Annotated in this window: 24 protein-coding genes; 8 read left to right on the forward strand and 16 right to left on the reverse strand. The window is 58.2% G+C overall.

Translation table 11 applies throughout. The features are described from left to right. Nucleotide 1: 1 nt before the first annotated feature. The gene (locus ACR0EN_RS12630) at nucleotides 2–1,240 is read right to left on the reverse strand and encodes an aspartate kinase (RefSeq protein WP_170397275.1); all 1,239 of its coding nucleotides are present in this window, start codon (nucleotides 1,238–1,240) and stop codon (nucleotides 2–4) included. Between the two features lie 155 nt (nucleotides 1,241–1,395). Between ACR0EN_RS12630 and ACR0EN_RS12635 the strand changes: the two genes are divergently transcribed. Next, nucleotides 1,396–1,752: a hypothetical protein gene (locus ACR0EN_RS12635; RefSeq protein ID WP_170397277.1), complete on the forward strand. Its 357-nt coding sequence runs from the start codon at nucleotides 1,396–1,398 to the stop codon at nucleotides 1,750–1,752. Here ACR0EN_RS12635 and ACR0EN_RS12640 read toward each other — a convergent pair. The 5 genes from ACR0EN_RS12640 to ACR0EN_RS12660 all read right to left on the reverse strand — a co-directional run bounded on the left by ACR0EN_RS12640 (nucleotide 1,746) and on the right by ACR0EN_RS12660 (nucleotide 4,796). Further along, on the reverse strand, nucleotides 1,746–2,384 hold the full coding sequence (locus tag ACR0EN_RS12640; RefSeq protein ID WP_480561170.1) for an SDR family NAD(P)-dependent oxidoreductase: 639 nt from the start codon (nucleotides 2,382–2,384) through the stop codon (nucleotides 1,746–1,748). The two genes, ACR0EN_RS12635 and ACR0EN_RS12640, sit on opposite strands and share 7 nt — an antisense overlap. A gap of 3 nt (nucleotides 2,385–2,387) precedes the next feature. Next, nucleotides 2,388–2,843 (reverse strand): DUF1178 family protein, encoded by a 456-nt coding sequence (locus ACR0EN_RS12645; protein WP_170397281.1) that lies wholly within the window; start codon nucleotides 2,841–2,843, stop codon nucleotides 2,388–2,390. Nucleotides 2,844–2,914: 71 nt separating this feature from the next. Then, entirely contained in the window at nucleotides 2,915–3,400 is a 486-nt protein-coding gene (locus tag ACR0EN_RS12650; RefSeq protein ID WP_170404261.1) for an NUDIX hydrolase, read from the reverse strand. Between the two features lie 80 nt (nucleotides 3,401–3,480). Continuing rightward, entirely contained in the window at nucleotides 3,481–4,248 is a 768-nt protein-coding gene (locus ACR0EN_RS12655; protein ID WP_170404266.1) for an EcsC family protein, read from the reverse strand. A gap of 53 nt (nucleotides 4,249–4,301) precedes the next feature. Beyond that, nucleotides 4,302–4,796, reverse strand: a complete 495-nt coding sequence (locus ACR0EN_RS12660; RefSeq protein WP_170397287.1) for a GNAT family N-acetyltransferase — start codon at nucleotides 4,794–4,796, stop codon at nucleotides 4,302–4,304. Between the two features lie 72 nt (nucleotides 4,797–4,868). Between ACR0EN_RS12660 and ACR0EN_RS12665 the strand changes: the two genes are divergently transcribed. Next, the gene (locus ACR0EN_RS12665) at nucleotides 4,869–5,474 is read left to right on the forward strand and encodes a flavin reductase family protein (protein WP_480587045.1); all 606 of its coding nucleotides are present in this window, start codon (nucleotides 4,869–4,871) and stop codon (nucleotides 5,472–5,474) included. Then, nucleotides 5,474–6,118, forward strand: coding sequence for a CatB-related O-acetyltransferase (locus ACR0EN_RS12670; RefSeq protein ID WP_170397291.1), 645 nt, complete (start codon nucleotides 5,474–5,476; stop codon nucleotides 6,116–6,118). Before ACR0EN_RS12665 ends, ACR0EN_RS12670 begins: the two co-directional genes overlap by 1 nt. Before the next feature lie 30 nt (nucleotides 6,119–6,148). On the opposite strand, the gene ACR0EN_RS12675 is transcribed toward ACR0EN_RS12670, so the two are convergent. Continuing rightward, the gene (locus tag ACR0EN_RS12675; protein ID WP_480587049.1) at nucleotides 6,149–7,783 is read right to left on the reverse strand and encodes a SulP family inorganic anion transporter; all 1,635 of its coding nucleotides are present in this window, start codon (nucleotides 7,781–7,783) and stop codon (nucleotides 6,149–6,151) included. Nucleotides 7,784–7,988: 205 nt separating this feature from the next. On the opposite strand from ACR0EN_RS12675, the gene ACR0EN_RS12680 reads away from it, so the two are divergent. After that, nucleotides 7,989–8,861, forward strand: a complete 873-nt coding sequence (locus tag ACR0EN_RS12680) for an S-methyl-5'-thioadenosine phosphorylase (RefSeq protein ID WP_170511367.1) — start codon at nucleotides 7,989–7,991, stop codon at nucleotides 8,859–8,861. Between the two features lie 2 nt (nucleotides 8,862–8,863). Here the strand turns inward: ACR0EN_RS12680 and ACR0EN_RS12685 are convergent, their stop codons facing one another. After that, entirely contained in the window at nucleotides 8,864–9,721 is an 858-nt protein-coding gene (locus ACR0EN_RS12685; protein ID WP_170511369.1) for an alpha/beta hydrolase, read from the reverse strand. 284 nt (nucleotides 9,722–10,005) lie between these two features. Here ACR0EN_RS12685 and ACR0EN_RS12690 point away from each other — a divergent pair, with 284 nt between their 5' ends. After that, entirely contained in the window at nucleotides 10,006–10,635 is a 630-nt protein-coding gene (locus ACR0EN_RS12690) for a LysE family translocator (protein ID WP_170397298.1), read from the forward strand. 2 nt (nucleotides 10,636–10,637) lie between these two features. Here ACR0EN_RS12690 and ACR0EN_RS12695 read toward each other — a convergent pair whose 3' ends face one another. Further along, complete coding sequence (locus ACR0EN_RS12695) at nucleotides 10,638–10,811, reverse strand: hypothetical protein (protein WP_170404284.1); 174 nt, start codon at nucleotides 10,809–10,811, stop codon at nucleotides 10,638–10,640. 107 nt (nucleotides 10,812–10,918) lie between these two features. Here ACR0EN_RS12695 and ACR0EN_RS12700 point away from each other — a divergent pair, with 107 nt between their 5' ends. From ACR0EN_RS12700 to ACR0EN_RS12710, 3 genes are all read left to right on the forward strand, one after another. Beyond that, complete coding sequence (locus tag ACR0EN_RS12700; RefSeq protein WP_480587052.1) at nucleotides 10,919–11,053, forward strand: hypothetical protein; 135 nt, start codon at nucleotides 10,919–10,921, stop codon at nucleotides 11,051–11,053. A gap of 82 nt (nucleotides 11,054–11,135) precedes the next feature. Further along, entirely contained in the window at nucleotides 11,136–11,675 is a 540-nt protein-coding gene (locus ACR0EN_RS12705; RefSeq protein WP_010441681.1) for an adenine phosphoribosyltransferase, read from the forward strand. A gap of 171 nt (nucleotides 11,676–11,846) precedes the next feature. Next, a complete protein-coding gene (locus ACR0EN_RS12710; protein ID WP_170397302.1) occupies nucleotides 11,847–12,329 on the forward strand; it encodes a fasciclin domain-containing protein in 483 nt (160 codons plus the stop codon). A gap of 39 nt (nucleotides 12,330–12,368) precedes the next feature. On the opposite strand, the gene ACR0EN_RS12715 is transcribed toward ACR0EN_RS12710, so the two are convergent. From ACR0EN_RS12715 to ACR0EN_RS12745, 7 genes are all read right to left on the reverse strand, one after another. After that, nucleotides 12,369–13,781 (reverse strand): FAD-binding oxidoreductase, encoded by a 1,413-nt coding sequence (locus ACR0EN_RS12715; protein ID WP_480587055.1) that lies wholly within the window; start codon nucleotides 13,779–13,781, stop codon nucleotides 12,369–12,371. A 38-nt stretch (nucleotides 13,782–13,819) separates the two neighbouring features. Then, nucleotides 13,820–14,611 carry an MBL fold metallo-hydrolase gene (locus ACR0EN_RS12720; RefSeq protein WP_480587201.1) on the reverse strand — a complete coding sequence of 264 codons (792 nt, stop codon included), beginning with the start codon at nucleotides 14,609–14,611 and terminating at the stop codon, nucleotides 13,820–13,822. A gap of 128 nt (nucleotides 14,612–14,739) precedes the next feature. After that, entirely contained in the window at nucleotides 14,740–15,324 is a 585-nt protein-coding gene (locus ACR0EN_RS12725) for a GNAT family N-acetyltransferase (protein ID WP_170397308.1), read from the reverse strand. Further along, on the reverse strand, nucleotides 15,324–16,586 hold the full coding sequence (locus ACR0EN_RS12730) for a M16 family metallopeptidase (RefSeq protein ID WP_170626462.1): 1,263 nt from the start codon (nucleotides 16,584–16,586) through the stop codon (nucleotides 15,324–15,326). Before ACR0EN_RS12730 ends, ACR0EN_RS12725 begins: the two co-directional genes overlap by 1 nt. Next, nucleotides 16,583–17,971 carry a threonine synthase gene (gene thrC / locus ACR0EN_RS12735; protein ID WP_480587058.1) on the reverse strand — a complete coding sequence of 463 codons (1,389 nt, stop codon included), beginning with the start codon at nucleotides 17,969–17,971 and terminating at the stop codon, nucleotides 16,583–16,585. Before thrC ends, ACR0EN_RS12730 begins: the two co-directional genes overlap by 4 nt. Next, nucleotides 17,968–18,645, reverse strand: a complete 678-nt coding sequence (locus tag ACR0EN_RS12740; protein ID WP_170424281.1) for an SURF1 family protein — start codon at nucleotides 18,643–18,645, stop codon at nucleotides 17,968–17,970. The genes thrC and ACR0EN_RS12740 overlap by 4 nt, the downstream gene beginning before the upstream one ends. Nucleotides 18,646–18,801: 156 nt before the next feature. Next, nucleotides 18,802–19,617: a cytochrome c oxidase subunit 3 gene (locus tag ACR0EN_RS12745; RefSeq protein WP_170397316.1), complete on the reverse strand. Its 816-nt coding sequence runs from the start codon at nucleotides 19,615–19,617 to the stop codon at nucleotides 18,802–18,804. Between the last annotated feature and the right edge of the window lie 7 nt (nucleotides 19,618–19,624).

The raw sequence follows: 19,624 nt of genomic DNA on the forward strand, positions 1-19,624 counted from the left end.
CTCAGGCCGCCTTGTCCAGTTCAAAGGCATCATGCAGTGCCTGAACCGCAAGTTCCATGTATTTCCTGTCGATCAGGACGGAAATTTTAATCTCGGAGGTTGTAATGACCTTGATGTTAATCCCCTCATCCGAGAGAATCTTGAACATCTTGGCCGCAACACCGGATTGCGAACGCATGCCGATCCCGACAACTGAGACCTTGCAAACGTCCTCATCCGCAACCAGTTCGGCGTAGTTCAGCTCACCCTGATCCTTGATCGCCAGCAATGCCTTTTCGGCGCGGGAGACCTGATTGGTCGGACAGGAGAAGGTCATGTCGGTGCGCCCTTCGTCCGAGATATTCTGGACGATCATGTCCACGTTCACACCCTCGTCGCTGAGCGCGGTAAAGATGATCGAGGCGATGCCGGGGCGGTCCGCCACGGAAACGACGGTCATCTTGGCTTCGTCGCGGGAATAGGCCACACCGGCCACAACATTGGATTCCATGATATCCTCCTCGTCGCAGACCAGTGTACCGGCCTCGTCGGATTGTTCCTCAAAGCTTGAAAGAACGCGCAGTTTCACCTTGTAGCGCATCGCCAGCTCGACCGAGCGGGTTTGAAGCACTTTGGCCCCCAGCGAGGCCAGTTCGAGCATTTCCTCGAACGAGATTTTGTCCAGCTTGCGTGCCTTTTCACAGATGCGCGGGTCGGTCGTATAGACACCGTCCACATCCGTATAGATGTCGCAGCGCTCGGCTTCGAAAGCGGCAGCAAAAGCCACGGCGGTGGTGTCCGAACCGCCCCGACCCAGCGTGGTGATACGACCTTCGGGGCTGATGCCCTGGAAGCCCGCGACCACCGCAACGCGCATCCCTTCGCCGAATTTCTGGTTGATATTCTCGGGCGGGATTTCTTCGATCCGGGCCGCTGAATGGGCACCGTTGGTGATCAGCGGCACCTGCCAACCCTGCCAGCTGCGCGCCGGGATGTCCATTTCCTGCAGGGTCAGCGCCATCAGGCCAGCTGTAACGTTTTCACCAGAGGAGACAACGGCATCATATTCGCGCGCGTCATAGAGCGGAGAGATTTCATCGACCCAGCCCACCAGCTCGTTGGTCTTGCCGGACATCGCCGAAACGATGACGATGACGTCATAGCCTTTAGCTACCTCGACACCAACCCGTTTGGCAGCACGGCGGATCCGGTCCAGATTGGCGACCGATGTGCCGCCGAATTTCATCACGAGTACGGGCATGGGGGCTAGTGTCTCCGCGCCTTGAATTTCTGATCCCGTGCCTCTTATGCGAGGGGGGGCGCAAGGGCAAGTGGGCAAAGTCTGCACCGCAGTGCTTTACTTTGGTCGTGCGTGGTGTAAGCGTTCGGTCAAAGTCTTATTCCACGAGGATTTCAATGTTCCGCTTTGCCCTTGCCCTAAGCCTGGTTTCGACTGCCGCAAATGCCCAAGTGGCCACCCTATCGGGAACGGATGGCGAGAACTCATTAGGCACCGTTCCATGCGCTGCATTGGCAGGTGATACACTGGCCAGTTGTCCGGCCGAATTGCGGAAGCGCGAAGATGGAACGGCGACGTTGGCGGTTCAGTTGAACACTGGCGAGGTTCGGCGGATTTACTTCACCAAAGGTGTGCCGGATTCCAGCAGTTCGACATCGAAACTGACCTATGAGACACGCGGTGATATCATGGTGATCTTCATTGATCCCGGTGAAGTCTACGAAATCCCCAAGGCGGCCCTGAACTCTCAGTAAGGGTGCGCCCGACCATCCCAGGTTTCAAAACAACCGGTAGTATCGAGCGAGAGAGCCGCAAATCGCTCGATCAAGCCGTTTGCCGCCTGATCGACCGTGATCTCTGCTGCAGATCCGCCCATGTCCGTCTGCACCCAGCCCGGATGGTAGATTCCCACCGCAATGCCATCCGCCTGTAGGTCAGTCGCTAGGTTGCGGCCCAAATTCAGCGCCGCCGCCTTTGACGCACGGTAGATATAGCTGCCACCCGGCGCGCGCGTATGTGACGCCATCTGAGACGAAACGATGGCGATCCGGCCCCGCGCGGTACACAGGTTCGGCAACAAGGACTGGATGGTAAGAAACACGCCTGTCACGTTGGCGGCGAAGCTTTGCGCCCACATCTCGGCGGGATAGCCACTAATGTCGTGTCCTTTGTCCAGATAAACGCCCGCATTGCAGATCAGCAGGTCAATCTGGCGGCCTCGCAGTTGCTCGGCCATCGCAGCGTGCTGTTCTGGGTCCGTGACATCCAGCACGATATCTGCGCTACCGTCCCGGGCAGTTCCGGTCACTTCATGACCTTCTGCACGATACTGATCCGCAATGGATTTCCCGATCCCTCGGTTCGCGCCCGTAACAACGATGTGCATGGGTCAGTTGGTTTTGCGGCTAGGAACAAACGGCAGCGGTGCGACCGGCACGCCGTCTTCAATCAGCGATTGCGCCTCTTCGGGCTTGGCCTCACCATAGATTGCGCGCTCGGGCGCATCCCCCAGATGGATTTTGCGGGCTTCTTTGGCGAAATCCTTGCCCACATAGTCCGAGTTTTCCTCGACCTTTCGACGCAGTTCGCTGAGGACCTCAGCGATCTCGGGCGAAGGTGTTGCCATGCTGATCTCATCCGCAGAAGGCTGCGCTGGTGCAACCTCGGTCACCGCCTTGCGCGCAGGCCGGACACGCGGTGTCATCACCGCCTTTTCCACCTTGTCGCAGCCGCATACCGCGCAGGTTACCAACCCGGCCGCTGACAGTTTGTCAAAGGCGGCTGCGGATTGAAACCAACTGTCAAAGCTGTGGTCATTGCTGCATTTCAATGCGTATTGAATCATATCACATCCAAAATCCGGTTGGCGAATAGATACCGACCAACATGGCAATATCAAGTCTTGATCTTGGCCCGCTATTGCCGATGCAACCCGAATCCACCCAAAAGCGCAGCAAGATCGGGCGACGACACCTTCAACGATGCCTTTTTGGGCGAAACCCATTTGCGCCTGCGCTCACCCGCTTCGGGAAACTGCGCCTCCAATCGCTGCACATGCAGCGGAAACACATCAACCAGACACAGCGCCGATGGCTTGCCAGGCCGGTTCTTGATATAGGCAAACCGACCAAGACTTTCGCTTCCGCACTGCCCCAAAACACCAGCCTCTTCCCAGGCCTCGCGGGCGGCTGTTTCAGAAGGGGTCAGCCCGTTGATCAACCAACCCTTGGGAATGATCCAGCGCCGCGCCCTGCGCGTTGTGATCAACAAAATCTCTGGCAGGTCATCATTGGTACGATAGCAAAGCGCAGCGGATTGAGCATAAACAGGCAGCGCCCCGGAAAGGGAGAGGTTTTCTGCCGAAAGCCCGGCAATCGCACCACTACTGCGCCCGTCAAACACGGTTCATATCCACTGCTCACTCCGCTTATGTTGCGGTTTATAAAGTGATATTTATCATATCCGGCAGAGTCTGCCAAGCTTTACGGGAAAGCCCCCTTGTTCAGAGCCATCCGCCCCGACAAACGCCGCACCAGCTCGTCATGAGGGATGTCGGCATCAATCGCCAATCGACGCAGCCCAAAATGCACATGCGCGATCTGCTGGTAGTAGCGGGTATAGACAAAATTTGTACCGCCCCCGGCAAGCGCCCCAAGCAACGGTACAGACTGCGCCGCCAGCTTCTGGCCCAGCACTACGGACAGGCGCGGCGCCACCATCGCAATGAGGCGTTGCATGGTCGGTCCGGTCAGGGTCATGCGCATTGAGAAAAAGCCCAGATCAGCCCCGTCATCCTCGGCCAAAGGACCTGCGGCTGACAACACTCGGATCGAGTCGAATTTCACGTTCTCGGCGGTCGGATCAAATCCTTCCCGCATCGCTGCGCCTTGGATCGCGCGCAGCATCATGGCGGTTGTCGCGGGCAGCTCGACAAGTGCTGTGGACACTCCACCCAGACCTCCGGCTGCGCCCATGGCAGTAGTCAAGGCTGTGTTGACCCATGGTTTCTGGTCCGGCACGGCACGCCGAGAGCCTTCGGCCGCATGCATGGCAAGCCAAAGCGCCTGTTCGGTTGCTTCGGTCAGACCTTCTCGCACCGGCTTAGGTAACTGATCCAATAAGGATTCCGCCGAACCACCAAGCTTGTTCAGCAGATTCACTCCTGCGCCACCTGCCGCACCGTACAGCTGCGCAAGCCGATCAAGCTCGGCCTCAGGATCGAGTTTTTCGACAAGAACCACGTCCTGCATCTGTGCCCTCCTGTCCTGAAAACATCGGGACTTTGCAGCGGGTTTTCAATGGGTCAACGGGTCCAGCGACTAACAAGCCCCTGAATTTCGGACCAAACTCCGGGGGTCAGTTCCAAACCCAGTATGCGATCAGGGTTGGTGGGCGGGGGCATTTCGACACCCGTCAGCGGGGTGAACCCGAACCGGGCATAATAGGGCGCATCGCCCACAAGCATGACGCGATCCCACCCTTTGGCGCGTCCGGCCTCTACCCCCTGATGGATCAGATATCCGCCCAACCCTTCGCCTTGATGGGTCGGGTGGACCGCCACTGGACCTAGCAGCAGCGCGTCATGTTCACCCACATGCACGGGCCAAAACCGGATTGCACCAGCCAGAATGCCCTGCCCATCGCGCGCGACCTGCGACAGGCCAGCGACAGGCGGCACGTCATCACGCAGACGATAAGACGACAACGCCTCGCGCCCCGGAGCAAAGCACAGATCATAGAGCGCTTCGACCTCCCACCAGTCTTCCGGCTCTTCCGGCCTGATCTTGAATTGCTGCACGCGCGCCCTCTTATCCTTGCTGGAAATCGCCCTAGCACTTCGATAGGCCTTGGGCAAACGCTTGGAGTCCATATGTTCTATCGCCCCGAAGACGGCCACGGCCTGCCGCACAACCCCTTCAACGCCATCATAACCCCACGCCCGATCGGCTGGATTTCGACGCGCGATGCTGACGGGATCAACAATCTGGCCCCGTATTCCTTCTTCAATGGTGTCGCTTATACACCGCCTCAGGTGATGTTCGCCTCAACCGGCTCCAAACACGATCAGGATGGCGGCAAGGACAGCATCGCCAATATCGAGGCCACGAAGGTATTCTGCGTCAACGTGGTGGCCCATGCGCATCGCGATGCAATGAATGCCAGCTCAGAGGGTTTGGGAAAGCACGTCGACGAGTTCACTCATGCTGGGCTGACACGCGTTGAATGCGAAACCATAAATTGCTCTCGGGTCGAGGGAGCGCCCGCAGCGCTGGAATGCAAACTTACTCAGATCGTAACTCTGCCGGGTGAGTCCAATCGGGTGGTGTTCGGAGAGGTCACTGGTGTGCACCTGCACGATGACCACATCCGTGACGGCAAACTTGACGTGACCTCATTCAACCCGCTCGCGCGGTTGGGTTATCGGGACTATTCTGTGGTGACAGAATTGTTCAGCCTTTCACGCCCGGATGACTAATGCCACTGCCTGATCCTACACGCAGATATCCGATTGTTCTGCCCGACGGCTCTAGCCACAACGGAACAGTGTTTCTGTCTCAGGCCATCGATCATCCCCGCTTTGAGGCAGGAGCTTACACTTATGCGTCGGATTTCGATGCACCGAAGGACTGGGCGCAGCGGCTTGCACCGTATCTGTTTCCCTTTTCAGAAGAAAAGCTGATGCTGGGCAAGTTCTGCCAAATCGCTCATGGAGTAAGGTTTATCACTGCCTCCGCAAATCACGCGACCGATGGCTTGACCTGCTTTCCATTTCCAATCTTCGATCCGGATCGCATGTCAGGCTACCAGCCTGATACACGTGATACCGTTATCGGGCACGATGTCTGGATCGGTTACGGAGCTTTGATTTTACCCGGAGCGCAGATCGGAAATGGCGCGATTGTTGGCGCAGGCTCGGTCGTGCGGGGTCAGGTTCCACCCTATGCAGTCGTTACCGGCAATCCGGCAAAAGTCCGGCGCTATCGTTTTGATCGCGATGTGATTGAAAGGCTGCAAGACTTGCGATGGTGGGATTGGCCCGCAGAAACCATCACTCGGGCCGAAGATGCCTTGCTTTCAGGCAATATCGATGCGTTGGAGCGCATTGCTTCTGAGATATAAGGCGGCCAATCCGGCCGCCCTTTCGCGTATTCAGTGCCCGCCCAGAATACCGGTGCGGACCGAATAATCCACAGCCAGTTCGTAATCCGGGTCATCATCGCTGTCGACCATCAGATGGCCGGCCTTGTTCAGCAGTGTATGACAGTCACGGCTCAGGTGCCGCAGCATGACGCGTTTGCCAGCCGCTTCGTATTTGGCGGCGATGTTTTCGATAGCCTGCAGCGCGGATTGGTCCACCACACGGCTGGCTGCAAAGTCGATGATGACGGTCTCGGGGTCGTTTCTTACGTCGAACAGCTCCACGAAGCCCTCGGACGAACCAAAGAACAGCGGGCCCTGAATTTCATAGACCTTCGCCCCTTCTTCCGTTTCCGAGTCGCGCGTAACCGCGTGGATGCGTTTGGCGTTATTCCATGCATAAGCCAGGGCAGAGACAATCACACCGACCACAACAGCCACCGCAAGGTCTTCCATCACGGTGACGACTGTCACCAGTACGATCACGAACGCATCCATCAAAGGCACTTTGCGCATGATCTTCAGCGAATTCCAGGCGAAGGTTCCGATCACCACCATGAACATCACACCGACAAGTGCGGCCAGTGGAATCTGCTCGATCAGAGGCGAACCCACTAGGATGAAGAGCAACAGAAACAGCGCTGCAGCGATACCTGCGATACGCGTGCGCCCGCCTGACTTCACGTTGATCATCGACTGACCGATCATCGCACAACCGCCCATACCGCCGAAGAAGCCAGTGACCACGTTCGCTGTGCCTTGCGCGATACATTCCTGCGAGGCACCACCGCGCTTGCCGGTAATCTCACCCACAAGGTTCAGCGTCAGCAGGGATTCAATCAGACCGATTGCGGCAAGGATCAGGGCATAGGGCAGGATGATTTCAAAGGTCTCCCAGTTCAGCGGCACCATAGGTATATGGAAGCTGGGCAGGCCGCCTTCGATCGAAGCCAGATCACCGACACGCGGGACGTCCAGCCCAATGCCAATGACCAAAGCAGCGACAACAAAAATCCCGGCCAGAGGCGCTGGGATGACGCGGGTGATGCGGGGCATGATCCAGATCACAGCCATGGTCAGAGCAACCAGACCCAGCATTGTGTAGAGCTGTAGGCCTGAAAGCCACTCGCCACCGCCCATGCCGTGGCCGGTATTTTCCATGGTTCCGGGCACTTTGAATTGCCCCAGCTGCGCCAGAAAGATCACAATCGCCAGGCCGTTCACAAAGCCCAGCATCACCGGATGCGGCACAAGTCGGATGAACCGGCCCCAATGCATCGCACCTGCGATGATCTGCATAATCCCCATCAGCACCACCGTTGCGAACAGGTATTCGATCCCGTGTTGTGCGACCAGTGCGACCATGACAACCGCAAGCGCCCCGGTCGCGCCCGAGATCATGCCGGGGCGACCACCGATCAACGCAGTGATCAGACCGACCAGAAACGCCGCGTAAAGCCCGACCAGAGGGTGCACCCCGGCGACAAAGGCAAAGGCCACGGCTTCGGGGACCAGCGCCAAGGCGACGGTGAGACCGGACAGCAGTTCGATCCGCAGGCGGGAAAAGGTCAATCCCTCATCCGGGACCCAGCGCAAATCGGGTTTGGCTATACGATTGGCAAAGCTTGCCAGCATGGCTCGGGGCATGGATCGGTCCTGTTGGTCGGTATTGTTCGCGCGAAAGGGGCCTTCTAGCGGTCAAACCGGTCTCGAGATACCGCGCCAGGCGGGACCCTGATATGCGCCCTGCGCATAGCTTGACCCAAGCGCACACAAACCGTTGAACCCACTTGTCAAAAGGTGCTGTGGCCCGCAGAACTCACACAGCAGGAATTTTCAACGGAGAGCACTCGTGACCCAAACAAAAATCGCCGTCATTGGAGGATCGGGCATTTATGACATCGATGGTCTGGAGAATGCCGAGTGGGTCACAGTAGAAACGCCATGGGGCGATCCGTCGGATCAGATCCTGACCGGGTCGCTGGATGGGGTCGAAATGGCCTTCTTGCCGCGTCACGGTCGCGGACATGTGCACTCGCCGACCGAGGTGCCCTATCGCGCCAATATCGACGCGTTGAAACGGCTTGGCGTAACGGATGTGATCTCGGTCTCGGCCTGCGGGTCGTTCCGCGAACATATGGCGCCGGGTGATTTCGTGATCGTGGATCAGTTCATCGATCGAACATTTGCCCGTGAAAAGAGCTTTTTCGGGACTGGCTGCGTCGCCCATGTCAGTGTTGCACATCCGACCTGCCCGCGCCTGTCGGACGCTTGTGAGACTGCTGGCAAGACGGCTGGCATCACCATCCACCGAGGTGGAACCTATCTGGCGATGGAAGGACCGCAGTTCTCGTCATTGGCGGAATCCAAATTATACCGCGAGCAATGGGGGTGCGACGTGATCGGCATGACCAACATGCCCGAAGCGAAACTCGCCCGCGAGGCCGAGCTTTGTTATGCCTCAATTGCCATGGTCACCGACTATGACAGCTGGCACCCTGATCACGGTGAAGTCGACGTGGCCGCCATCATCGCCACGCTGACCGGTAATGCGGAAAAAGGCCGGGCATTGGTCAAAGGTCTACCCGCTATGCTGGGGACCGACCGTGCGCCCTGCCCGCATGGCTGCGACCGGGCGCTGGAGTATGCCATCCTGACCGCGCCTGAAAAGCGCGATCCGGAATTGTTGGCCAAGCTGGATGCTGTGGCTGGGCGGGTGTTATGAACTCAGTTCTGAGACAGGTTCTTTTGCACCTCGTCCCATAGGCCACGCGACCACAAATCGTTGTGGGTGCCGTCGGGGATCACGTAAATCTGCGCGGTATCGGACATCTCGGCCAGAGCTTTTCCGTGATGCAGTGGAATAGTTTCATCCTCGGTGCCGTGAAAAATCAACGTCGGCACCGAGATCTGTTCGATAAGGTCACGTGTGGCGAACTGATCCCTCATCAAGGCTGAGACCGGCAGGAAAGGATAGCGTTCCGCCGCGACATCAACGGTTGCAGTGAACGGGGCCTCAAGCACCAGAAGTTCTGCATCGGGACGCTCGGCAGCCACAGCGGCGGCAATGCCGGTGCCGAGGCTCTGACCGTGCAGCACCACAGCTTTGCCCTGACCCGCCAGCCTGTCATAGAGCTGAACTCCATCAGAGATCAGCGCCAGTTCCGAGGGCTCGCCTTCGCTGCCCGGAAAGCCGCGATAGCTGGGGGCAAGCAGCCCGTAGCCCGAGTTGAGGATTTCGCGCAGCCGTTCAGCACGGTCCCCCAGATTGCCGCTTTGGCCGTGGAAGAATAGGACGGTCGGTGCATCCGGGATTGCAGCGGGTGCAGCCCAGACCGTCAGGGCAGTACCATCAGCCATTGTCAGCGACAGCGCATCAACATCCGCCAACCCCACCGAAGCCGGATCCGGTAACGTACCTTCGGGTTTGTACAGTAGAGATTGCTGGTTGAAAAACATGTATCCGAGGACGCCCGCATACAAGATCGCCCCGGCCAACAGCAGTCCTACCAAGATGCTTTTGAGGCGCTCGACATCGGATCTGGCGCGGCCGGTATCGGCCTCAGCGTGTTGGGTTTGAACCATGACTCCCTCCTTTGGGTCGCATTGCGAGAGTGGGGTACATTGGAGGCGTTTCAAGATGCATAAGCCAAGCTTCATCCAATCTTAAACCTGTTGCGGCAATCCCAGACCGCATTGCACGCTTGAATTCCCTGCCCCATGTCCTTGGTATTTAGGCGACCCCGGCTTCGCAAATCCGAACGCCAACCCGTTGGAGACGGTGTTTCACCACGAGAATGTGCCCGCAAAGCCTTGACCAATACGTCGTGCCAAGGCTTGCTGTGGGAAACACTCTAATAGGATACTCCATGTCCATTGAAATCTGGCTGGCCTTTGTGGCCGCTTCGACCGCGCTGCTGCTGATCCCAGGCCCGACCGTGTTGCTGGTGCTTAGCTATGCGCTGTCGAAAGGACGCAGTGTGGCGGTTGCCTCGGCCACTGGGGTCGCATTGGGGGATTTGGTGGCGATGACCGCGTCGCTGCTGGGGCTGGGGGCGCTGGTGCTGGCCTCTGCCACACTGTTTACCGTGCTGAAATGGGTTGGGGCAGCCTATCTTGTCTGGCTTGGTGTCAAACTCCTGCGCAGCGCGCCGTCGGGCGGGCTGCAAGCAATTGAAACCGAACGTGACGTGACCGCCCGCAGTGTTTTTGGCCATGCCGCTGCGGTCACCGCGCTGAACCCGAAGTCCATTGCCTTCTTCATCGCTTTCGTACCGCAATTCTTGCGTCCAGCCGAGCCTTTGGGTCCGCAATTCGCGATCCTGATCGCAACATTTGTGGGTCTCGCGGGGTTGAACGCGCTGGCCTACGCGCTGCTGGCGGACAAGCTGCGCCGGATGATCGGACGCGCGAATGTCATCACGACCATGACCCGGTTCGGAGGGTTGACCCTGATCGGAATGGGCATCGCCACAGCGGTTCTGCGCCGCCCGGCGTGATTTCAGTTTTCAGCGTTTTCCTTCATGAACCCCCGGATAAACCGGCGAATTTCGCGGGCGGCGGAGGTGTCCAGATCCCTGCACAACTCGACGAATGCATCGCGCTCATCCTTGTCGAGACGCAAAATCAACTGACTGTTTTTCTTGGTAGATTTCTTTCCATCTTTCTTGGTCACACGTCCAGTCCCCGTCCTGCCCTTGATTCTAAGCGCGATGCATTGTATATACATAGAATATAAAATGTAGATATCGCGCACATAACAGCAAAAGTGAGATTAAAGCAATGAACCTTCATGTCGCGCAAGCCATTCTTCTTCGGGATCGACGCAACTGGCGCAAGCCGCACCTGTCCTGGCTTCCGAACGCGCTGTATCGCTACTACGGCCTGCCTAACGACATGCGCGGCCGCAGCAAGTAGCCGCAGGGGCCAGAGTTCTCTTGCATGACCGCACCTTATGGGCGAAATACCCCGCGCGTGTTTGATGCCAAAGGGGTGGCCCATGTCCAGAAACAAAACGGTCAAGGATTACATTCGGACCATCGTCGATTTCCCGCATGAAGGGATCATGTTCCGCGATGTCACCACCCTGTTTGCCGACCCGCGTGGGTTCCGCATGGCAATCGACCAGATGTTGCACCCTTACGCCGGTGAGCGAATCGACAAAGTTGTGGGCCTTGAGGCGCGCGGCTTTATTCTGGGCGGTGCGATTGCCCACCAGCTGAGCGTTGGATTCGTGCCGATCCGCAAAAAGGGCAAACTGCCCGGCACCACGATCAGCCAGGACTACAAGCTGGAATATGGCGAGGCGATCGTCGAAATTCACGATGACGCCATCCAGCCGGGTGAGAAGATCCTGGTCGTTGATGATCTTCTGGCTACCGGAGGCACCGCCGCCGCGGGGATCAAGCTGATCGAACGGCTGGGCGGCGAGATCATCTCATGCGCGTTCATCATCGATCTGCCCGAATTGGGTGGTCGCAAAGCGCTGGAAGATTTGGGCATGGACGTGCACGTTCTGTGCGAGTTCGAAGGGCTCTGATCTCCACAAACTTCACAAACTCGTGACTGGAAATCGCGTGCGCCGCAGGCTTAGCGCGATTGGGGTCACATTCAAGAAACAGTTGCCTCTGGATTCTGTGATCTTGTCGCGACCTGACTGCGTACCCCGAATGATGCCACCTAAGGCATTCTCAACAAGGGAAATCATGTCATGTTGCGCAAATTCGCTGTTGCTGGAGTTGCCAGTTTTCTGTTGACCACCTCTGCGTTGGCAGATGGGCACGCCAAGGATATCGTCGATACTGCGGTGGGCGCGGGCAGTTTTGAAACGCTCGTCGCTGCCGTTCAGGCCGCCGAACTGGTTGAAACGCTGAAAGGCGAAGGGCCGTTCACCGTTTTCGCCCCAACGGATGAGGCTTTTGCAGCGCTGCCCGAGGGCACGGTCGAAAATCTGTTGAAGCCCGAAAACAAGGACCAGTTGGTCGCAGTGCTGACCTATCACGTTGTCCCGGGCAAAGTGATGTCGGGTGATCTGTCCGATGACATGACCGCCGCCACCGTGCAGGGCGGAGATATCACCATCGATCTCGACAATGGCGTCATGGTGAATGATGCCAACGTTGTGCAAGCCGATATCGAAGCCGAGAACGGCGTGATCCATGTGATCGACAAGGTCATTCTGCCCGCGTCGTAAAGAACCGCAGCGCCCCGGTATACGTCCGGGGCGCGTCTATTAGGCCAGAACCGCCCCGGGGTTCATAATCCCCTGAGGATCAAGCGCTGTTTTAATCGCCCTCATGGCCTGCAACTTGACCGGATCACCATAGCGCTCCAGATCATCTGTCTTGAGCCGACCGACACCGTGTTCGGCGCTGACCGATCCACCAAATTCATGAACCAGATCATGTACCGCGCGTTTGACCGCGCCCCGCTGTGCGACAAACTCCGCCTTATCCTGCCCGGCAGGTGGAAATACGTTGTAGTGCAAATTACCGTCGCCCAGATGGCCAAAGCAGTTTACGCGAAACGGCCCCTGCCCGGCCACCACATCCGCACCGCGCCGAATGAACTCTGGAATGCGGGAAATTGGAACCGAGATATCATGGCTGGAAACTGACCCGATCAGCCGGTTGGCCTCGGGGATGCGCTCGCGCACGGCCCAGAGTTCGGACCGCTGTGCTTCGCTCTGCGCGATAACCGCATCGCGGACCAGATCGCGCTCATCAGCGGCGACATAAATCGCCTCAAGCATGTCCGAAGGGTCTTGGCCGACAGACAGGCCCAGCTCGATTAACACACTCCATTCTGGTGTTGCCGCAAAGGGTTGCCGCACGTCGGGCAAAACCTCGGTCAGGAATTCGAGGCCCTGCCCATGGATCAACTCAAACGTACTGACCGCTTCCCCCACTTGATCCCGCGCCACTGACAACAGATCAATGGCAGCCTCGGGTGAGGAGACCTGAAACATTGCAGTTCCAACGCCCCTGGGTCGCGGGAACAGCTTCAACGCTGCCGCGGTGATGATGCCAAGTGTCCCTTCGGACCCGATCATCAGGTTACGCAGGTCATAACCGGTGTTGTCCTTACGCAACCGGCTAAGCCCGTGCCATATCTCACCACTGGGCAATACCACTTCAAGCCCCAGGCACAGATCGCGTGCATTGCCATAGCGCAGCACATTCACGCCACCCGCATTGGTGGCCAGATTGCCGCCAATCCGGCAAGAACCCTGCGCAGCCAGCGACAGGGGAAATAGACGGTCCGCGTCTTCAGCGGCGGTTTGGACATCGGCCAGAATGGCACCGGCCTCGGCCACAAGTATGTTCTCGGTGGGGTAAGTCGCGCGTATCGCCGTCATCCGTTCCAGGGAAACGATCAAAGGGACAGGACCATCCGGAACAACCTGCCCTCCTACCAGACCGGTGCCGCCGCCATAAGGGACAACAGGCACCCGAGCGTCTGCGGCCAATTGCACCAGAGCCGACACATCTTCCACAGTGCGTGGCAAGGCAAGCAAACCGGGCTGCCCGACAAACCGCTGACGCGGCTCTTCAAGGTAACGATCTGCAATCGGGCGCAAAACGTCAGCACCCAATCGGGCTCTGATTGCTTCGGCAAGGCGGCTGTCTGCAGGGTTCAGTTTCATGGCTCTTCCCTGCCAAAGGCCACGGGCCGCGACAAGCCCTATTCCAGCTCTATCAGGTACTGAGGCTCCAGCACCACAACCGTCGGCCTGTCGGGCAGCGTGCGCAACGAGACGACAATCTCGGACACCCCATCCCGTTCAACCGGGAATTCATCCCGAATATCCACCAGAAACCGCTCAAGCGAAAAGTCCGAGAACCAATGCATCGGGATAATGACCGAGCTTTTGAGGCGTTTCAGAACCTGAACCATCTCGGGCAAGGGCATCGTGGTGCCTCCGTCCACCGCCGCCATGACCACATCCAGCCGCCCCAGTGCAGCGAATTGTTCATCCGACGGAATGTGATGCAGATGCCCCAGATGGCCGATGCACAACCCTTCGACCTCGAACACAAAGATCGAGTTTCCGCGATCTTCAATACCGCCATAGGCCGAACGGATATCGGTCGACACATTGCGAATCAGCATCTCACCCAGATCAAGATGGTGCTCGATGCCTTCGCCGAACTCGCCCCAGCCCGGCAAGACATACGGGATGGCCGGATCGGGATGGGCAGTCCAGTGGGTGCTGTGCGCATGGTTCATTGTGACCACGTCAGGAATTAGCGCAGCGCCGCCGATAAAACCGGTGAAATCGGTCACCGCGTTCAGCCCGCCCTGCGTCTGGATCAGAAACGATGCATGCGCGACATAGCTGATACGAACCGAAAACTCGGGCACGGGATCCTGCCACGCCGCTTTGTGAAGATATTCAATCCCCGGTGCCGCATCTGCGATGGCGATACAGTGACTAGGCCGCCGCTCCTGCGCCACAGCCCCGCCTGCAATCATCATCAGTCCCGCAACAAACCGCCACATAGGGCAAGTGTAGCGCAATGGGCCAACAAGTCATGCCCTTGTTGAACTGGCCACGGATATCTCCATGACAGGAGGCTTGCCATGCCTGGTGGCAGAGCCCTCTAGCCTGCCTCAGTCTTGCCCCGACGATCGGACCTTAGGCTGGCATACAGAACATGCGTTCGCCAGCGCCCATTGATCTGCAGATAAGACTGCGCCACGCCTTCGTATTTGAAGCCTGAGCTTTCCAGCAGACCGCGAGAGGCCTTGTTCTCAGGCAAACACGCGGCCTCGATCCGGCTTAAATCCAGACGGGTGAAGGCGTGATGAACAACGGCGCCAATTGCTTCGCGCATGAACCCCTGACGCGCAAAGGCCTGCCCGGTCCAATAGCCCAAGGTGCCAGCCTGCGCCGGACCACGGCGAACATTGTCCAACGTGATCGCCCCTAGCAGAATATTGTCTGTGCGACGAAACAGGAACAGAGGTATCGCCGTTCCACTCGCGACTGAGCGCTGGGCCCAATAGACCCGGTTGGTAAACGACTTTCGGCTCAGATGGTCCTTGGCCCAAACCGGCTCCCACGGCACCAGATAGTCCTTTGAAGCACGCCGCAAGGCGGTCCAGTCGTTGAAGTCGGAATGCATGGGCGGGCGCAGCGTCAAGCGCTCGGTTTCGAGTTTTAGCTTGCGTCTGCCTAACAGCATCACGCCGCACGCCTCTCCTGCAGATCCACCAGCGTCGGTGCGCCCGAGACCGGCCCATATAGCGCCAGCGCTGCAGGGGCTTTGACTGCCATGTCTTCGGCAAAAGCACGCACGTCCTCGGTGCTGACCGCATCGATCTTGGCCACGGTGTCCTCAAGCGAGGGCACACGTCCCCAGATCTGCACCAGCCGCGCCAGCCGTTCGGCCCGGTTCGACGGGCTTTCCAGCCCCATCAGCATCCCGGCCTTCATCTGGGCCCGCGCACGGGCAACCTCTTCTGCGCTCATGTCTTCGGCAGCGCGCTTCATCTCGTCGATGGTAATCGTCGCCAATTCGCCCACCTGATCGGCCGAGGTGCCTGCGTAAATCGTTGTCGTACCGGTATCCGCATAAGCACCGGTCTGAGCAAAGATCGTATAACAAAGCCCGCGCGTTTCGCGCACTTCCTGAAACAGGCGCGAGGACATGCCTCCACCCAGAGCGGTCGAGTAAATCTGGGCCGTATAGATCGCATCATCGCGATAGCCCGGACTTTCCAGCGCCAGCGCGAAATGCGCCTGCTCCAGCTCTTTCTCCTGCCGCGCCTCACCACCAGTGAACCGCGCAGCGTCGGGGATCAGACCCTTGCGCGGCTGCAGGTGGCCGAACATCTCTTCGGCCAGTTTCATCAGCGCATCGTGGTCCACAGCTCCAGCTGCAGACAGGATCATCTGTTCCGGCCCGTAGTGTTCGGCCACGAAACCCGACAAGTCCTCACGGGAAAACGCACTGACGCGCTCGGTCGGGCCCAGAATGGTGCGGCCAAGGGGTTGGTCGTGATAGCTCTGCTCTTGCAGCCAGTCAAAGATCACATCGTCAGGTGTGTCATAGGCCTGACCGATCTCCTGCAGGATCACGCCGCGCTCGACCTCGATCTCGCGCGGGTCGAACACCGGGTTCAGGACGATGTCGCCGATGACATCCATGGCCAGCGCCACATCGTCCTTCAGTACGCGTGCATAATAGGCCGTAACTTCGCGCGAGGTATAGGCGTTGATGTACCCGCCCACATCCTCGATCGCTTCGGCGATTTGCAGCGCAGAACGCCGCTGGGTTCCCTTGAACGCCATATGCTCAAGGAAATGCGCGATACCGTTCTGCTCGATCCGCTCGTGCCGCCCACCGGCGGTTACCCAGATGCCGATGGCCGCAGATTGCAGCCCCGGCATATGTTCACTGACGATACGAAATCCGTTCTTCAGTTGGTCTTGTCTGACAGTCACCCAGCAATATGCCTTCTGATATGATCCTCGAGGGTGCCCAGATCATTTGCTATGCGGGTCACCCGTTCCGGACGTTCATATAGATCAGACATGCGGGATGGAAGAGGCGGATGTTCGCCGCTTGCCTTCTCGACCGCCGCCGGGAACTTCGCGGGATGCGCGGTTGCGAGCGTGATCATGGGCACATCGGCAGCGCGGTGGTCTTCAGCCACTTTGATCCCAACGGCGGTGTGCGGACAAACCAACTCGGCGCTGTGGACCATCGTGCGCCTGATCGTCTCAAGCGTCTCGTCCTCAGAAACGCGGCCCGAGTCAAAGCTTTCTCGCAGAGCCTCCATTGCGCCTTGGCTGACATTGAAGCCTCCGCTCTTGAGTTCGTCCATCAACTGAGCGACTGCGCCGCCACCTTCGCCATAGGCGTAGTACAATGCGCGCTCAAAGTTCGAGCTAACCTGAATATCCATCGAAGGGCTGATTGAGGGGATCGTATCGCCCTTGAAATATCCCTCGCCCGAGAGACAGCGATGCAGAATGTCGTTCTGGTTGGTCGCCACCACCAGACGATCGATGGGCAGCCCCATGCGTTTGGCCAGATAGCCTGCGAAGATATCGCCGAAATTCCCTGTCGGCACGGTGAAGCTGACCTTGCGATGTGGCGCGCCGAGGCTGACGGCGGCGGTGAAATAGTAAACGATCTGTGCCAGCACACGGGCGAAGTTGATCGAGTTCACCCCGGCCAGCTTCACCCCATCACGGAAGTCGAAATCGTTGAACATGTCTTTCAGCGCGGCCTGACAGTCATCGAAATCGCCATCCACGGCCAAAGCGTGCACATTGCTGTCGGCAGGAGTCGTCATCTGACGGCGTTGCACTTCCGAAACACGGCCATGCGGGAACAGGATGAACACATCCACCGCATCCAGCCCACGGAACGCTTCGATTGCGGCAGAACCGGTGTCACCGCTCGTCGCGCCGACAATGGTAACGCGATCTTCGCGCCGTTTGAGCGCGACCTGGAACAGCTGGCCGATTAGCTGCATGGCAAAATCTTTGAAGGCCAGTGTGGGTCCGTGAAACAGCTCCAGTAGAAAATGGTTCTCGTTCAGCTGCTTCAAGGGCGCGCGGGCGTCATGGCCGAAGCCCTCATAAGCGCGCGCTATGATCTTTTTGAACTCATCATCGGAGAACGAGCCACTCACATAGGGCCACATCACGCGGAATGCGATTTCTTCATAGGACAGGCCAGCCAACGCAGCAATTTCGTCCTGCGACATCACCGGAATTTCAGCGGGCAAGTACAGACCACCATCACGGGCCAGTCCGGTCAGCATCGCCTCTTCAAAGGTCAGTTCGGGCGCCTGCCCGCGGGTTGAGATGTATTTCATGTCGCGTCACTTTCGGAATTGGCACGGCTGCGCCACAGGAAATATCCGGTCATTGCGGCCCAGACCAGAGCAAGACCAAACCAGATGATTGCATATTGCAAATGATCGTTGGGGATGCCCGCCGTATCCACCGGCATTGGCGTTACATTCGGATCGGTTTCCGAGCGGGCAATTAGCAACACCGGCTCAGCCCCCAGCGCGGCGGCCAGATTGGGCACATCACGGGCGAACCAGATGTTGCCGTCAATATCTGCGTCAGGCGTGTAGCCATCAACTTCATCGGGCCAGTGCAGGTTGCCGGTGATTTCCATCGGGCCAGTCAGGCGAACAGCCTGCTTGGCTGTGGTCGGCACAAAGCCGCGATCCACCAGAATAGTCCGGTCGTCGGTGGTAAAGGACTGGATGATCCGATACCCCGGCCCCACCTGCTTGACCGAAACCAAAACGTGGATCTCACCCGGTTCGATCTCGCCTGTGACCGTCACCGGCAGGTATTTGTCCGCATCTTCGGACACCTGCAATGGCAAGGCGACAGGATCGGCAGCGATGCGGCTTTCGATTTCGGCCAGCACCTCCTGTTTCCAGGTCAGCCGCTGCAGTTGCCAAATGCCCAGCGACAACAGCAGGCCCAGACCGGCAAAGCCGAAGATCAGCAGAAACAGAATGCGACGCATATTGGGATCAGACCTTGTTGCGGGAACCGGCGCCTTGTTAAGGGGCACGTGAACCGAAGTGCAACCATGTAATTGTATGGGGCGCAATCTTGCGCCCCTGATTGAGAAAAAGCCGCCCCGTGGGGCGGCTTTTGCAATTGGATCACCTGCGTGGCGTTACATCAGCGGGGCCTGACCCCAGATGTAGACGGCGAAAAACAGGAACAGCCAGACGACGTCAACGAAGTGCCAGTACCAAGCGGCAGCCTCGAAACCGACGTGTTTCTCGGGCGTAAAGTCCCCCTTCAGGGCGCGGATCAGACAGACCGACAGGAAGATGGTGCCGATAATCACATGCGCGCCGTGGAAACCGGTTGCCATGAAGAAGTTCGAATAGAACTGATCGCCACCGAACTCCCAACCCTCATGGGCCAGTAACTCATAGTATTCAAACGCCTGAAGCGCAGTAAAGGCGATGCCCAGAACGATACCAATGGCCAGACCATTGATCAGCGCCTTGCGGTCATTGTCATGAACAAGCGCGTGGTGGGCCCAAGTAATCGCACAACCCGACAGCAACAGGACCAAAGTGTTGATCAGCGGCAGGTGGAACGGATCAACGGCGTGGATATCCGGCTGGATGTATTCAGTACCGGCATAGTCGTACATCGGATACATGCGATGTTTGAAGAACGACCAGAACCAGGCGAAGAAGAACATCACCTCGGACATCACGAACAGGATAAAGCCATAGCGCAGGCCGATACGCACGACCGGCGTATGATCGCCCTGACGGCTTTCAACCACGACTTCGGACCACCATGCAAACATGGTATAAAGAACCCCGACCAGCCCCATCCAGAAGATCCACGGGGTAATCCCGTGCATCCAAAGAACGGCCCCGAACAGCATCACAAATCCGCTTACCGCGCCGATCAGTGGCCAGATTGACGGGTTCAGAATGTGGTAATCATGGTCTTTTGCGTGTGCCATCAGCGTC

This window comes from Ruegeria sp. AB7, assembly GCF_056542625.1.